The following is a 16,105-nucleotide window of genomic DNA, read 5'->3' as shown; positions in this document are numbered from 1 at the left end:
ACCATGAAAATTACAGATACTAGCGTTAAACGTCCGGTCTTTGCGATCGTTATAAACTTACTGTTACTTACCTTTGGTCTCGTCGCTTTTTCGATGCTACCACTGCGTGAATACCCTGATATTGAAACCCCGATTGTGAGTGTAAGCACATCGTATACTGGGGCCAGTGCAGAAATTATTGAAACCAAAATAACCCAAGTGCTCGAAAATCGTATTTCGGGTATTGAAGGGATTAAAAGCATTAATTCGTCAAGCCGTAATGGCCGCTCAAACATCACTATTGAGTTTAATATCAGTCGCGATATCGATGCCGCATCAAACGATGTGCGTGAGCGTGTAGCACGTGCGCTTGATAGCCTACCAGAACAAGTACGCCCACCTGAGGTGTCAAAATCGAACAGCGATGAAAGTCCAATCGCTTGGTTTGTCCTGAATAGTTCGACAATGGATTCGTTGCAACTTTCTGACTACGCACAGCGTTTTATTGTCGACCGTTTAGCCGTAGTTGATGGTGTGTCGAATGTACGTGTCGGTGGTGAGCGTAAGTACGCCATGAAAATTTGGCTAAACCGCAAAGCCATGGCGGCACGTGGGATTACCAGCAGCGATATCGAGAATACCTTACGCACAGAAAACGTTGAACTTCCCGCTGGTGAGATTGAATCAATTGACCGTGATTTTACTGTGCGTACAGCACGCAGCTATAAGGATCAACGCGACTTTAGAAACCTGGTTATTAAACGGGGCGACGACGGCTACTTAGTGCGCCTAGGTGAAGTGGCCGATGTGCATTTAGAAGCCGCTGACGACGAAAGTTTATTCCGTGGTAATGGCCGTAACATGATTGGTTTAGGCATTGTAAAACAAGCAAAAGCGAATACCCTTACGGTAGTAGACAATGCCCGCGCCGAACTTGAGAAAATAAAACGTAACCTACCTGAAGGCACCACGATTCAAGACAGCTACGACTCGTCAGTGTTCATTAAAGAATCGATTAACGAAGTGTACCGCACACTCGCTATTTCAATGGCCTTGGTTGTCTTAGTTATCTACTTATTCTTGGGGAGTATTCGCGCGACTTTAGTGCCCGCAGTTACTGTCCCTGTGGCACTCGTTGGTAGCTTTATGTTCTTGCTTGCCATGGGATACTCAATCAACTTGCTTACCCTACTCGCTTTAGTGTTAGCCATTGGTTTAGTGGTCGACGATGCCATTGTAATGCTTGAAAACATTCACCGCCGTATAGAGCTTGGTGAGCCACCTTTACTTGCTGCCTTTCGTGGGGCACGTGAAGTAGGCTTTGCCATTATTGCCACCACGCTGGTGCTTATTTCAGTGTTTGTGCCACTGGTCTTTATGGATGGCCGTATTGGCGCATTGTTCACAGAATTTGCTATGGCAGTGAGTGCGGCTGTGTTTTTCTCAAGTATTACCGCGCTAACCTTGTCACCAGCGTTGTGCTCAAAGGTACTTAAAGCCTCTGAAAAAGAAAGTAAATTTAGCCAATGGATGGATAAAACATTTGCCAAAATTGAACAGGCGTATCGTAATTCACTAGCATCAAACATGAGTCGAAAATGGAGCTTGTTGCTCACCATGATCATGACAGGCGTTGCCAGCTTCATGCTATTTCAGCAAATTCCTTCGGAACTGACGCCAAAAGAAGACCGCGGTACTTTCTTTATCATGATGAGCGGCCCTGAAGGGGCAAGTTACGAAAATAACGCCGCTAATATGGCTAAAATCGAAGAGCGTTTAATGCCATATTCAGAGTCTGGTGAGTTGAGCCGTGTGCTCATTCGTGTACCTGGCTGGGGCGGCCAAGGCGGTGTTGCAATCGTTGGTATGGCCGATTGGGATAAACGAAAACGCTCAACATGGGAAGTGATCGATGAAATTAGTGGAAAAATGCAAGAAGTGACCGACATTCGAGCCTTTGCTATTATGCGCAGTGGTATTGGTGGCGGTGGCTCATCACGCCCAATTGAATTCGTATTACAAGGTAACGATTACGACCAATTAGCCGATTGGCGTGACCGCATTATTAAGCGTGCTGAGAAAAACCCAGGCCTTGTGCGCATTGACCACGACTATAAAGAGACATTCCCACAGTTTTTAATCAATATCGATAAAAACAAAGCCGCTGATTTAGGCGTGTCTGTATCCGATGTAGGCCGCACTCTTGAAACCATGCTAGGTCAACGTCGAGTGACAACCTTTATCGACCGTGGTGAAGAGTACGACGTAATTCTAAAAGGGACCAAAGAAGACTTTGCTAACCCGACGGATATCTCAAATATCTACTTAAAATCACGTAGTGGTGAACTCGTGCCGCTAGATAGCCTCATTACGCTAAAAGAAGAAGCGACTGCATCACGTTTAAATCGCTACAACCGTATGCGTGCGATTACTCTTAGCGCCAACTTAGCTGATGGCTACACCTTAGAAGAAGCACTGAACTTTTTAAATCAGGTTGCCGCTGAAGAGAACGACATTGATGGCGCCATTGATTACAAAGGTGAGTCTCAGCTGTTTTACGAAGGTGCATCAGCGATGACCTATGTGTTCATCCTTGCGCTGACAGTGACGTTCTTAGTACTTGCAGCCCAGTTTGAAAGTTTTATTCACCCACTGGTGATCATGCTAACCGTGCCACTCGGTCTAGTTGGGGCCTTATTTGGTTTATGGTACACAGACTTAACGCTAAATATTTACAGCCAGATTGGTATTGTGATGCTAATAGGTTTAAGTGCTAAAAATGGTATCTTGATTGTTGAATTTGCAAACCAGCTACGAGATAAAGGCGTTGAGTTTAACGAAGCCATTACACAAGCCGCTACGCAGCGTTTACGTCCCATCATTATGACCTCATTAACAACCGTAATGAGCTCTGTACCGCTAGTACTCGCAAGTGGTCCGGGTGCAGAAAGCCGTATGGTAATTGGTGTTGTGGTATTCACCGGCGTAATTGTGGCAACCTTACTCACCTTGTTTGTTGTGCCCGCTGCGTATACTGCCTTTGCGCGTAATACACAGTCACCAGAGTACTTACAAAGTAAACTGGAACAGCAAGCGAAAGACAAACCGTTAGAAGAAATTTAGACGCTCTGTAGCTTTTAACAAAACGCCGTCTTTACGGCGTTTTGTTTTTTCAGCTATAGTCAGCAAAACAGTGAGGGAGTAAAACATGAATAACAACATACAAATAGCCACATTGGGTGGTGGCTGCTTTTGGTGTATTGATGCCGCATTCAGACGCGTCAAAGGCGTATTAAATGTAAGCTCTGGTTATGCTGGCGGCGAGATTGAAAACCCCAGTTATCAGCAGATTTGTACGGGGTTAACCGGACACGCCGAGGTCGTACAACTGGACTTTGATAGCAGCATTATTAGCTACAATACCTTACTTGAAATGTTTTTTACGCTGCACGATGCGACACAATTAAACCGCCAAGGTAATGATGTTGGCACACAATACCGCAGTGTCATTTATTATCATGATGAACAGCAAAAAGATGAAGCAGAGGCGATGATAGCAGCCTTACAAAAACAAATTCGTGAGCCGATTGTCACCGAGCTGAACCCGCTTACACACTTTTACCCAGCAGAGCAATACCATCAAGATTACTATAACGAAAACCCGAACCAAGGTTATTGCAGTATTCTTATTGCCCCTAAACTTGAAAAGTTCGCTCGTTATTACGCCGATAAATTAAAATGAAAAAAGCCCGCTAAGTAGGTAGCGAGCTTTTAGACGCAGAACTAATAATTTCCTTTATTATTAGAACTGATAACGGGCACCTACAAATAAGCGACGCTCTGGCGTATTGTAGTAATAAAATTCGTCGTTGATGAAATCACCATCGAGATCTTTCCCATACGCATCAACGGCGTTATATTCTCTATCGAATAGATTTTCTACGCGAAGTGACACGGTCAGGTTATCGGTTGCTTGGTAATGGCCCACAAGGTTCCATAACGTGTATGAAGGTAAGTGTGTCAGTTTGCCATCTCGATCACCGCGATATTGCATATCAATACCAGCATCAAAGTCGCCCCATGCTTTATGTAATGACCAATTCACGCTGTGTTTAGATACATAGGTCAATGCATTACCTGTTTCAGTATCCTCTGCTGATAGGTAGGTAAAATTGAAGCTGTGATCAAAACCTAGCACTTGGTTTTTAAAGCTAAATTCAACCCCTTCGTGGCGAGCTTGATTGATATTCGTTGGTTGCCAAGCGCCGGATGCATTTGGTGCCCAGGCAATTTTGTTATCTATTTCACTGCGGAAAATAGCGATATCTAGGCTGATATCATTCACATTAAGTGATAAACCTAACTCTTGGTTATCTGATGTTTCAGGATTGAGTTCTGGGTTACCAGAGCCGGGATAATACAGATCATTAAAGGTTGGTGACTTAAAGCCGGTGCTTTGGCTTAAGCGGAATGTCGCGATATCATTTAGATGATAACCGACCGCTGCCGTATAGGTTGTTTCGTCACCAAATTGTTGGTCATCATCTTGTCGTACAGTCAGATTTGCCAGCACGTGCTCATCATCGTAGTAAGCCCCAACAAACGCAGCGAATACCTCACGACTGTCTTTTAGATAAGTGCCAGAATTAGTATTTACTTCATCTTTATACCAGTTTAAACCACCGCTAATTGTTAAACTTTGATTTAAAAAATATTGGCCGTTGTAATCGATTTGCTCACGTTCTGTCTCAAACTTATCAACCACCGTTGCACCGGTGTAGTCGATACGCGAGTCATCTGAACTGTCGCTAGAGATTGCAATATCAATCGCATGGGCGTGTTTTTCGAATGCTTTTTTCCAACCTAATGAAGCTTGGTAGTTTTCGAACTCACCTTTTTCTACTGTACTATCAGCAGGACTAAAAGAGCTATCGTATTGCGCTTCACCTTCTGAGTACTGACCCTGTAATAAAAGCTCCCCTAGTCGCTCATTTTGATAGCCTAGGTTAAAACCAAGGTTTTTATTTTCATAGCCATCTTCATCAGGTGCTACACCTTGCAATACATCAAAGCCGTCTGTTTTTTCGTAACCTGCATTAACAGAAATATCGACATCTGCAATCTGACCACCAGTAGCCACTTGGTACTCTTGGTAAGAATCTGAACCAAAGGTGACATCCAAAGTGGTATTTTGTGCTTTACGAGTAATAATATTGATCACACCCGCTAACGCATCTGAGCCATACACAGCAGCACGAGAACCCTTAATGACCTCAACGCGTTCAATACTGTTTAACGGAATATTGCTAATACTTTTATAGCCCAGCGTTGCCGAACCTGTGCGTACACCATCAATTAAAATAAGCGTATGACGTGAGCTGGCACCCCGAAGTGAAACACCTGAACTTTGCCCAAAACCACCATTAGCATTAATTTGGAAACCGGCTTGTGTTGCCAGTAAACTAGGTAAGTCGCGAACATAGCTTGCATCGATATCAGCACGGTCAATGACTGTAACGCTCGCTAAGACTTCATTAATAGATTGTTCGAATTTATTGGCAGTCACTGTGATGTGCTCGATTGATTGCTCATCCGCAGACACAGAAAAAGACAACGCAGCAGCAACCGCTACGCCTAACGTAGATTTATTTAGCATGATATCCCCTAGCCTGTGCCCACCGCACACGCAAATAGTAAGTTAATTCAAGGCCGGTCTCCGGACTCTGCATATACTGAGCATACGCATTACCGTTGCGGGGGCAGTGTTGGCATTGTTTTCTCCTTGAAAACGCACCAGCTTCCCGATTATCTTGCTGTTATTTCAGCCTTTGAAATAGCATGTATCTAAGCAGATACAGCAAGCACCTTGAAAATAGGCTGCTATTGTGATGATTTTAGGAATAAATGTCAATGGACGTCTAAACTTCTAAATAAAGTTAGATAGAAAGTAAAATAAAAAAGCCAAACACGTTTATATTTGGCTTTAGATTAGTCACAACTTCACTGTTCTTCTAGTAGAGCTGTGCGTTCATAGTCAGACAGTGCTTTCGCAATAAAATTAATTAATCGCGGAAGTTTTTGAATTGGAATGGTTGACCTAAATCAGCAGTACGAACAACTTGCATTGCTTCTTGTAAATCATCACGCTTTTTACCCGTTACACGTAACTCTTCACCTTGAATAGCGGCTTGTACTTTAATTTTTGAGTCTTTAATCAACTTGACGATTTTCTTTGCAACGTCTTTTTCAATACCTTGCTTAAGTGCCACATCACGCATGACGTATTTACCGCTGCGCGACTCATCTCTAAGCTCTAAACTAGACACGTCTAAACCGCGCTTTGAAATTTTCGCAGCAAGAATATCGAATAATTGCATAACTTGCTGTGGCGCTTCGGCTTTTAGCTTAATTACTTTGTCGTTTAATTCGATTGATGCATCAACACCACGAAAGTCAAAACGTGTTTCTAATTCACGCTTAGCATTATCCACTGCATTCTGCGCTTCGTTCATTTCTACTTCAGAAACAATATCAAATGAAGGCATGGGGTTCTCCTAACAAGATTTTTAAAATAAATATGCCTAGGATTATAACGTCAATTTTATAAATCTTTACATTTTTCTGCACACCGTTCAGGTGCGATACGAAAATTGTTTGATATACTGCCCATTCATTTTTTAGGCAGTTTAAAGGTTTATTGTGACTAGGCGCATATACCAAATTATATTTTTAGTCAGCATTATTGGCTTCACTATTCTTTTCGCCAAAGAAATTAAAGGCGTAAGTAACCTATTCCCACATGTTGATAAAGTCGCGCATTTTGGCATTTTCTTCGTACTGGCTATGGTGATGGATAAAGCGTTTAAATTACCCCTTATAGTGCAAATATTATTGCTTGCAGGGTACGGTGCTGCCATTGAGTTTATGCAAGATATGCTGCCTTATCGTCAAGCTTCAGTTGCCGATTTTGTTGCCGATTTTATAGGTGCTTCGAGCTACTTTATTATTAAACTTGGTTTTCATTTAGGTAATAAACAGCGCAATGGCTAATATTTTAATTGTAGGTGATGGTGCTATTGGCTTGTTATTCAGTCATTTTTTATCAGCTCAACATACTGTTACCTTATTAACGCGCAAGCCCACTTTGACCACCCGTTTTTATCAATCTTCAAATGGTAAATCACAACCTATCAATGCACGCCTAATTAATCATAAAGAACTTAACCAGTTTGCCCCATTCGAGTGGGTGTTATTTACGGTGAAAGCCTTTCAGGTTGAAGCTGCATTTAAGCAACTTCAACCTTATCTAGCTGAGCACTGCCAAGTTATCTTGTCTCATAATGGCATGGGCAATGTGGATGAACTTAACGCCGCGCTTTCGGCCCATCAAGGTCTATCATTTTTAACCACTCAGCAGGCGGGGTTCAAAGCAACTCAATACAGCGTGAATCATACTGGTGACGGTGCCAGTCTTTTAGGTACGTGTAATGATGCTGCGCGCAAAGTGCTAAAGCAGATCGAGCAGCACTTTAGCAGCTTACCTAATTTTAGTGTTACCGATGATATTCATACCCTTCGTTGGCAAAAACTGTTGGTGAATATCGCTATTAATCCGCTGAGCGCTATTCATAATGTAAAAAACGGTCAACTTCGTACGCCGCACTTTAGCTCACGAATTATTAATTTACTCAGTGAGGCGTGCTTAGTTGCTAACAAACAAGGTATTTCACTCTCATTAAGTGACGCGCTAAACAATGCCTACAGTGTAATGAGTGCAACCGCCGCAAACTTTTCGTCGATGCAACAAGATATTAGCCATAATAGAGCGTCTGAGATTGACGCTATTTGTGGGTATGTATGTGAGCAAGGCGCTAAGCTTGGAGTGAAAACCCCCTACAATCAAGCCATGCTTAGTATGATAAAAGCCAAATCAGCAGGGCTTTAACAACACCCCTCTTCTATTATGGCGGCTGGAAGGTGTGCCAATTAACAGCAAATTGAAAAGTCAGCGTCTTTCGTTAGGCATTAAAAAAGCGCGAAATTCGCGCTTTTCTATACCCGTTTACTTATGGGCGATACACTTTTACGTTGCTAAAGCCTTCTTCGTGTAAAATAAGCGCTTGTAGCTGGCTCATTACCCCTTTAGCACAATATAAGTAGTATTCTTTATCTTTTGGTAAATCACCAAACTTAGTCGCTAAGCGGAAAAATGGTAAATGAATTACTTCGATACCTTCAAGCTCTAGCGGGTTAGCGTCTTCTTCTTCTGGTGAACGAATATCAACAACCACTGCGTCTTTTGGAAGATCAGAGACTGACTCTGCTTCTTTCACTTCTTGTTTTGCTTCGGTATCAATGTCGCGGACATCCATAACACGTGCATTTTCAACCACCGTATTAAGTACATCAAAATCAAATTTAGCTTCTTCAGCTAAGATGGTTTTAATTTTTGCTTTAACTGTTGGTTTTTTAGATATTACACCACAGTATTCAGGCATACTCTCTGCCATTTCTGCTGTGCCAATTTTACGTGCAATATTAATAATATCTTGCTTGTCGTGTTGAATAAGTGGGCGAATGATCAGCGTTTCGGTGACACGGTCAATCACACTTAAATTTGCCAGCGTCTGACTCGAAACTTGGCCAATACTCTCACCGGTAACAAGTGCTTGTACACCTAGTTTTTCAGCCACTTGGCTGCCAGCACGCATCATCATACGTTTAAGTACAACGCCCATTTGGCTGTTTTCAATGTTTTCGAGTATTTCCGCTACGACGGGTTCAAAATCAACAGTGACAAATTTCACTTTATGGGTTGAGCTAAACTGTTTCCAAATGTAGTAACTTGCTTGCTTCACGCCAATTTCATGCGCTGCGCCGCCTAAGTTAAAGAACAAAAAGTGAGTACGAGCCCCTTTTCTGATCATTTGATAACTAGCAACACCTGAGTCAAAACCACCTGACATCAGTGATAGCACATCTTCTTGCGTTGGTAATGGGAAACCAGCCATACCAAAATGAGTCTCTGTAACAATGTAGGCTTTTTCGTCACGCACTTCTAAACGTACTGTTACCTCTGGGTGAGATAACTTAACGCGCGCGCCCTCTACATGTTGATTTAACCCACCCCCTACATAGCGTTCAACATCACTTGATGTAAAGTCGTGCTTACCAGAGCGCTTACAACGAACACAAAATGTTTTGCCTTCAATGGTGTGGCCGATTAATTCTTTGGCTTTTTGGTAAATGTCATCAAGCGATTCGAAATCAGTCTCGGTTACTTCTATAAACTGTACGATCCCAGGTATACGCTTTAAGCCATCGATGATATCAAGACGGACTTGTTCTGACTCCAAGAGACTTACAACTGAAATATTATCCCAGTTGTTTCTTACTTGCACTTTTTCGTCAACACGACGTAAAACGATCTTAATGTTATTTTCTAATAACTTGGTAAAACGCTTACGTACAGATTTACTCTTGATAGCGATTTCTGGGTGTAATTTGACGATAAATTTAAGCATAGTTCACTCTTAGACTGTGGAATTCACACGCCTTGAGACATACCAACCTCAAGGGCGCGCGATTATAACAAAAATTATAGCGTCTAGGAAATAAACTGCTTTAGACGGATTATTGTGCCGTTGGTTCAGCGTTAGCTAAAGCTAAGTACTTCGCGCGTAATTGGTTAACTTGCGCTAGGCTATGCTCAGTACAGTGGGCTTTTAATAGTAATAACACCTTTAAAATACCGTGGTAAATATCTTGCCTTGCCAATTCACCACTTAAGCGACGCGCTTTGATATAAGGTGTCCAGAAACTCACTGTCATTTTTAACATATGAGCAAGCTCTGTTACATCAGCATCTTCAATGGTGATAATATCACCCGCTCTCAACGCTAATAAAACCTCTTTGACTTGTTCAAGTAATGCCGCCTGAAATTCGATGTAATCTTTTTTAAGGGCTTCGTCTCGCGACAAAATGTCACCCAAGTTGTCATAAAAAAACTGGTATCGCCACATCAATTCAAACAAAGAGTCTAAATACCCTGCTAAGTTTTCGAGTGCATCATCATCCGGGGTTAACGGCTTGAAGTGAGTGTGCAAGTGCTCACTATATAAAGCAAATATATGACGGATGATATCTTCTTTATTTTTAAAGTGATAATACAAATTACCCGGACTAATACCCATATGTGCAGCTATATGATTGGTTGTTATGGCACGCTCACCATGGAGGTTAAATAACTCAATGCTGGTGTGTATAATTTTATCCTTAGTGCTCATATGCTGATTACTCTGTTTTTTATGATTATTAAGTACTGAAAGCCAAGCAGTATAAACAAATGCGCGGCAATAAAATACTACCTTGAAAAAATCTAACCTCAATCGGTTTACCGTTCCTTTTTAGGGACAAAAACTAGTAAGATACGCGTATTTTCTAAGCTGCATACAGACTCAAACACTGTTAATATAACAAGCAAATTTATAGATAGCTGATAGTTATGAACGTTACTGCAATATATCCGGGCACATTCGACCCGCTAACAAATGGCCACACAGACCTAATTCATCGCGCTGCAAAAATGTTCGATCACGTTATTGTTGCAATTGCGCACAACCCAAGTAAGCAACCTTGCTTTACACTTGATGAGCGTGTTGAACTGGCCAATAAAATATTAGCGCACCTTGATAATGTCAGTGTTATCGGGTTTTCTGGTTTACTGGCTGATTTAGCGCGCAAGCATAAAGCAGAAGTTCTTATTCGCGGTATTCGTGCGGTGTCAGACTTTGACTATGAATTTCAATTAGCAAACATGAACCGCCGCCTAAACCCTGATTTAGAGAGCGTGTTTTTAACGCCTGCCGAAAAAAATTCTTTTATCTCTTCAACCCTAGTGAAAGAAGTAGCACGTCATCATGGCGATGTAAGTGAATTTGTTGACCCAATAGTTGGCAAAGCATTACAGGAAAAAATACACGGATGAAATTAAAGAAGCTCATTAGCTTAAGTGCATTACTAATGATCTCTGCGCCAAGTATTGCTGGGCCATGGATAGAAAGCGATGACCCACTGCTACGCGCATCAATCGAAATGCTATTTAATCAAGGCGTTATTAAGCAACCGATTAATAGCTACCCGCTTATGTGGCAAGGAATTGCACGAGACTTAGCGTCTGTAAATACCAGCCAACTTAACGCGCAAAGCTTGTTTGCTTATCAGCATGTAAAACATGCGTTAGATAATGCGAAGCAAAAAACCAGCTCGAGTGTGCGCTTAAATTACAATAGCGAGCCTGAAACACACCAAAGCTTTGGTAAACGCCACCAGCAAAAAAGCGGTATAAATAGTTACGGCTCAATCACAGGTCAGCGTATCAGTGCAAAAGTCAGTGTTAATTACGCCGATGAGGCACTCGATACACAGCATGTTAATTACCAAGACAGCTATTTAGCTGTGCTTGTCGGTAACTGGTCTATTAGTGCTGAACAAGTCAGTCACTGGTGGGGGCCTAGTAACGAAAATGCGCTGTTACTCTCTAATAATGCCGCGCCCATGAAAGGACTGCGTTTTAGTCGAGCTAATAGCCAGTATGTTGGCCCACATTGGTTATCGTTTGTGGGGAATTGGCAGTTAACGGGGATATATGCCAAGCAAAAACCGTATCTAAACAGCAGTGAAAAAGGTGATTATTGGGCCCTCAGATTTGCCAGTACACCACTTATGGGACTAGAAGTTGCCTTTAATACTGCCGGCTCTGACTATTTAACATCAACCGAGCGTGATGTCATTGCATTAGAAAATAACGAATCGACTCACCGTTTAACAAGTTTTGATATTAAGTACTCAACAAGTGCGTTATCGCACCCTGTGGCATTCTACGCAGAGGTAATGGGTCAAAACAAAAGTGGTTTAGCACCCAGCGATCCGTTCTACACTTTAGGCGTTGAAAGTTATTTTGGTACATCGGATAGTTTACTAAAAACGTATTTTGAGTACTCAAACACAGAACAAACATGTGAACTACATAGCGAGTGTGTGTACGGCTCAGGAAGCTATACTCAACGCCAGCGACTTGTAGGAAGCTCAATACCACAACAAAGTAAATCGGCTATCCTTGGGGCCTATTACCATACTTTAGATGGCTATGGTGGACATGCAAAGCTACGATGGATTGATAGTGAACGCCTTGATAACGAAACCATTACCAGCGTAAGCCAATTGCAACTTGAACTTGGCTACCAACAAGCACTCTTCAATGGTCTTTGGAAAGTAACAGGGCTGGTCTCAAAAGATGAGATGGGCGACGACTCAAACACGAATACAGCACTTAGAACAAGCTGGGAATACCGTTTCTAGAGCGGGTGAGGTCAGGCTAATTTGGTTTGACCTCGCATGCTTCTATAAAGCTTTACTAATCCTAAAAAATCCTTATTACAAAACAGCGCTATAAGCATCATCATGTCCATGAGATTCACTGTAATAGTGTAAAAATCCCAAAACCACCACTCACCCGTATAAGTGTAGTTAATATCATAGTACATCCCTAAAAACAGCGATGTATTTACTAAAAGCCCCGTGTAAATATACAGCTTTGCAGGCACTTCAAGAAAGGTTTTTTGGTGGGCCACTAACCAGATAACGGCCAACATCAATAAATCAGAGCCAGCCCAAATGACGTATGCAAAACTCGAATCTAACATATTGTAGCCAAACGCTATATTAAGTAATGGGTCACTAGCCATGTAAGAGATAAACATAGCCAGTGCCATCCACATCACTGTTTTATCACCATTTGGCGATGAAGACTTCTTCACCATGTTATATAAAAAGGCCATTAAAAATCCCCACATGATGAAAGTAGCGAGATAAAGGCCAAAGTTTTCTTGCAGGAGTTTAAGCACTGGGCAGTCTTCTAGTCGCTTTAGAACTAAAACGTTTCGCTACTGCTGCAAACTTAAAAAAATCCTTGTTAGTGAGTAATGCGACTATCATCATAAGATCAATAATATTTACGCCGAACGAATAGATACTCCAAAGGATCCAAGGAGTACGATTTTCAACAAGTACGATATCTACAAAAATAGAAAGCATTAAAAGAGAGTTTAAAAACAAGCCTACAACGATATAATAAATGGCACAGAAAGAGTCGGCTCGCCCACAGTAAATCCAAATAAATATGGCCGCGATGGTTATAACATCAAAGTAAAACCAGTTCAGATAGATATTGCTTGATAAATTTAATACTCCACTCAAGAAGTATGAAAGCATCATTATCAAGGACAAAACGACAAGACGTTTATCTGGTTTGTTAATATGGGTTACTAAATTGAAAAGGAATGCCATTAAAAACCCCCATTCAATGAAGGCTCCTATCAGGCTTCCTACTACATCACTGATATACATAGCTTAACTTTTTTAAGCTAACTTATGAGTTTTGAGAGAATTATGTATAAATGTTTTAAACTTATTCAATCCAAGAAAGTCACGATCAACAATCAAAGCAACAATCATACAAAAGTCTACAATATTTACTCCTAAAGAGTAGATATCCCATAAAATCCAATGAGTTGTATTTTTATATACCTGCACATCTAAATACACTGCAAGAAATAAAATTGTGTTAATTAAAAGGCCTGTGATGAGGTAAGCAAAGGAAGGAGTTGTACGTTTTATAATAAAAAATGAAACAACTAAAAACGTAAGAGTTGCAATGTCATATAATGCCCATTCAAGAAAAGTAGCAGCTGTATAAGAAATCCAACTAAAGAAGTAATCTCCCGCCATGTAAGAGATCATCATAATAGTAGAGCTTACGAGCAACGTGGTCTTACGCTTATTTTCGTCGATAAAATAAACAAAAATATTAAAGAAAAACGCCATTAAAAATCCCCATGCACTCATCGCAGATAGGGAAAAAAAACCAAGTTGCTCAGTAAAAAACATTCAGTACCTATTGCTCTTTCTTACTTGGTGGGAACATCGCACCACCACCACGTTGAATCTCAGCACCACTTGATAAAGAAAGCGCTTCACTTGATATGCTCACTGTATCAGATTGCAGGGTTTTATTACTAGTAGTTTGTTCCAAAGCGGGCTTTGTTTGTTGCATTTGGCTGTAAGCTTGCATTTGAAGTTGGCTATTGTTCGTAACTTGCATGAGTTAAATCCTTTAAAGTTATTAGTTGTTTACAATAAGCTTACAACAGGTTGTAAGCTGAGTTAAGCGTTCTCATTCTTTTGACGCTTTTTGCAGTAAAATAACTGCTGTCTCTAACTTTGCAATTAGTGATCCAACTTTTTAGAAACAACGATCATTTTGATCAATTTCGGCTGATCTTTGTAAATTTTAGGCATAAAAAAACGCACAGGGGTAACCGTGCGTTTTTCCTATCCAGGGAGTTAAGCCTCGTTTTTACACGGGATCACCGCATTATCACAAGACTTCAAAATGAATTTCGTTCTTTTAACGTGAGCGACACACATTATTTTCATCGTGTATAAGACAAACAGCCTCATCACACTTTTTGCATAACGAGTAATACATTATGGCGTTGAGTTAATAGACATCGTGCCAAATTTTTGGCTATTGTTTATAAACTATCAGCACCACACTATAAAATGTCTGTGCACGCTGTCACTTTGGTGCGGCAAGAATTCAGCCATCCATAGCTTTGAGCCGAAATAACAGAACCATTAATTCGGCATCAGCTTAATGTGCATTACACATCTTTATTAGCAGACTTCTTGGCATTATCGATGGCGCTCGTTACTTGTTCTAACGAAGTACCCCCTAAAGCCTGTCGCGCTTTAATACATGCATCTATTTCTAATACAGGATATACATCTGATTCGAAAATGCTATGCACAGATTTGAATTGCTCTAAACTTAAATCTTCTAAGTTATTCCCTTCGGTAATAGCCATTTGCACTAAGGTGCCTACGATGTGGTGGCCTTCTCTGAAGGGGATGCCTTTAGCCACTAAATAGTCAGCCAATTCGGTGGCGTTAGAGTGCCCCCCTTTTGCTGCGGCTAGGGTCTTTTCAGCATTAACTTTAATCCCTTTAATGCAAGCTTGTGCCATATGAATACACGCAAGCCACGTTGGCATCGCATCAAACAAGCCTTCTTTGTCTTCTTGCATATCTTTATTATATGCAAGTGGTAAGGCCTTTAAGGTCATCATCATGGCACTAAAAGCACCAAAAACTCGCCCTGTCTTACCCCGAATTAGCTCAAGTGCATCTGGGTTTTTCTTTTGTGGCATCAATGATGAACCCGACGTCACACCATCCGACAATTCAACAAACCCTGCTTCACCAGAATTATAGAAAATAAGATCTTCAGCCATACGAGATAAATGAATCATTGAGATAGAGGCACAGCTTAATAGCTCCACCACAAAGTCGCGATCAGACACTGCATCAAGACTGTTGCGCGTTGCAGCGGTAAAACCTAGCCCCTCGGCAAGCGTTTGCCTGTCAATTGGGTACGCCGTACCAGCCAGTGCGCCACTGCCTAATGGACAAAAGTTCATACGCTTTTTCGCATCTGTTAAACGACTTTCATCACGCTCAAGCATTTCCACATACGCCATGCACCAATGACTAAAGAGCACGGGCTGCGCGCGTTGCAAATGTGTATAACCCGGTAAAATAGTACCCAGCTCACGTTCTGCTAAAGCAATAAATTCGGCCTTTAAATCAGCAATAGCGTCAAGAATATGATCCGCTGTATCGCGACACCATAAACGGAAATCTGTAGCAACTTGGTCGTTGCGGCTACGACCTGTGTGAAGTTTTTTTGCTAAGTCGCCAACTTTGTCAATTAATGCCGACTCAACATAAGAATGAATATCTTCATGCCCTGCCACAGCGACAGCCTGTGGATTAGCTTTAACCTCATCCAACAGAGTATTAAGTGCTGCGACAAGATCGTCGTATTCTTGTTGATTTAACACATCAACCTGTTTAAGCGCACCGGCCCACGCAACTGAGCCAATAATATCTTGCTCTGCAAGCTGATAATCAAAGGGAAGTGAATCGTTAAATTGCTTAAATGCTTCATCTGGACCCGTAGAAAAACGTCCGCCCCATAATGCCATTGAATTCTCTCCAAACGCT

General features: G+C 41.5%; 14 protein-coding genes, 1 pseudogene and 1 riboswitch. Of the genes and pseudogenes, 6 read left to right on the top strand and 9 right to left on the bottom strand.

Going from position 1 to position 16,105, the window contains the following annotated elements; translation table 11 throughout:
• Positions 1 to 3: 3 nt before the first annotated feature.
• A complete protein-coding gene (locus GZH31_RS03160; protein WP_065978026.1) occupies positions 4 to 3,102 on the top strand; it encodes an efflux RND transporter permease subunit in 3,099 nt (1,032 codons plus the stop codon).
• Between the two features lie 85 nt (positions 3,103 to 3,187).
• Positions 3,188 to 3,721, top strand: a complete 534-nt coding sequence (gene msrA / locus GZH31_RS03155) for a peptide-methionine (S)-S-oxide reductase MsrA (protein WP_180311363.1) — start codon at positions 3,188 to 3,190, stop codon at positions 3,719 to 3,721.
• Between the two features lie 60 nt (positions 3,722 to 3,781).
• Here msrA and GZH31_RS03150 read toward each other — a convergent pair whose 3' ends face one another.
• Both GZH31_RS03150 and GZH31_RS03145 read right to left on the bottom strand, forming a co-directional pair.
• Entirely contained in the window at positions 3,782 to 5,635 is a 1,854-nt protein-coding gene (locus GZH31_RS03150; protein WP_036970860.1) for a TonB-dependent receptor domain-containing protein, read from the bottom strand.
• Between the two features lie 33 nt (positions 5,636 to 5,668).
• Positions 5,669 to 5,824, bottom strand: a riboswitch (cobalamin riboswitch).
• A gap of 217 nt (positions 5,825 to 6,041) precedes the next feature.
• Positions 6,042 to 6,524, bottom strand: coding sequence for a YajQ family cyclic di-GMP-binding protein (locus tag GZH31_RS03145; RefSeq protein ID WP_074988861.1), 483 nt, complete (start codon positions 6,522 to 6,524; stop codon positions 6,042 to 6,044).
• A gap of 154 nt (positions 6,525 to 6,678) precedes the next feature.
• On the opposite strand from GZH31_RS03145, the gene GZH31_RS03140 reads away from it, so the two are divergent.
• On the top strand, positions 6,679 to 7,029 hold the full coding sequence (locus tag GZH31_RS03140; protein ID WP_036970865.1) for a VanZ family protein: 351 nt from the start codon (positions 6,679 to 6,681) through the stop codon (positions 7,027 to 7,029).
• Entirely contained in the window at positions 7,022 to 7,924 is a 903-nt protein-coding gene (locus tag GZH31_RS03135) for a ketopantoate reductase family protein (RefSeq protein WP_075594091.1), read from the top strand. Before GZH31_RS03140 ends, GZH31_RS03135 begins: the two co-directional genes overlap by 8 nt.
• Before the next feature lie 121 nt (positions 7,925 to 8,045).
• Here GZH31_RS03135 and thiI read toward each other — a convergent pair whose 3' ends face one another.
• Together thiI and GZH31_RS03125 are read right to left on the bottom strand one after the other, a co-directional pair.
• Positions 8,046 to 9,503 carry a tRNA uracil 4-sulfurtransferase ThiI gene (gene thiI, locus GZH31_RS03130; protein ID WP_036970869.1) on the bottom strand — a complete coding sequence of 486 codons (1,458 nt, stop codon included), beginning with the start codon at positions 9,501 to 9,503 and terminating at the stop codon, positions 8,046 to 8,048.
• A 109-nt stretch (positions 9,504 to 9,612) separates the two neighbouring features.
• Positions 9,613 to 10,266, bottom strand: coding sequence for a TetR/AcrR family transcriptional regulator (locus GZH31_RS03125; protein ID WP_036971760.1), 654 nt, complete (start codon positions 10,264 to 10,266; stop codon positions 9,613 to 9,615).
• 218 nt (positions 10,267 to 10,484) lie between these two features.
• Here GZH31_RS03125 and coaD point away from each other — a divergent pair, with 218 nt between their 5' ends.
• Positions 10,485 to 10,967, top strand: a complete 483-nt coding sequence (coaD, locus tag GZH31_RS03120; RefSeq protein WP_180311362.1) for a pantetheine-phosphate adenylyltransferase — start codon at positions 10,485 to 10,487, stop codon at positions 10,965 to 10,967.
• On the top strand, positions 10,964 to 12,340 hold the full coding sequence (locus GZH31_RS03115) for a capsule assembly Wzi family protein (protein ID WP_180311361.1): 1,377 nt from the start codon (positions 10,964 to 10,966) through the stop codon (positions 12,338 to 12,340). Before coaD ends, GZH31_RS03115 begins: the two co-directional genes overlap by 4 nt.
• Positions 12,341 to 12,351: 11 nt before the next feature.
• Here GZH31_RS03115 and GZH31_RS03110 read toward each other — a convergent pair whose 3' ends face one another.
• The 5 genes and pseudogenes from GZH31_RS03110 to argH all read right to left on the bottom strand — a co-directional run.
• Entirely contained in the window at positions 12,352 to 12,885 is a 534-nt protein-coding gene (locus GZH31_RS03110; protein WP_083202695.1) for a hypothetical protein, read from the bottom strand.
• Entirely contained in the window at positions 12,878 to 13,387 is a 510-nt protein-coding gene (locus GZH31_RS03105; RefSeq protein ID WP_118844013.1) for a hypothetical protein, read from the bottom strand. The genes GZH31_RS03110 and GZH31_RS03105 overlap by 8 nt, the downstream gene beginning before the upstream one ends.
• Before the next feature lie 12 nt (positions 13,388 to 13,399).
• The gene (locus tag GZH31_RS03100) at positions 13,400 to 13,927 is read right to left on the bottom strand and encodes a hypothetical protein (RefSeq protein ID WP_036970877.1); all 528 of its coding nucleotides are present in this window, start codon (positions 13,925 to 13,927) and stop codon (positions 13,400 to 13,402) included.
• Positions 13,928 to 13,934: 7 nt separating this feature from the next.
• Positions 13,935 to 14,141, bottom strand: a complete 207-nt coding sequence (locus GZH31_RS03095) for a hypothetical protein (protein ID WP_036970879.1) — start codon at positions 14,139 to 14,141, stop codon at positions 13,935 to 13,937.
• Between the two features lie 583 nt (positions 14,142 to 14,724).
• Positions 14,725 to 16,086, bottom strand: a pseudogene (gene argH / locus GZH31_RS03090) (argininosuccinate lyase); the annotation flags it as partial.
• Positions 16,087 to 16,105: the final 19 nt, after the last annotated feature.

Source organism: Pseudoalteromonas sp. JSTW (assembly GCF_013423925.1).
GTDB lineage: Bacteria > Pseudomonadota > Gammaproteobacteria > Enterobacterales > Alteromonadaceae > Pseudoalteromonas > Pseudoalteromonas lipolytica.
This window is presented reverse-complemented; position numbering and strand designations above follow the sequence as displayed.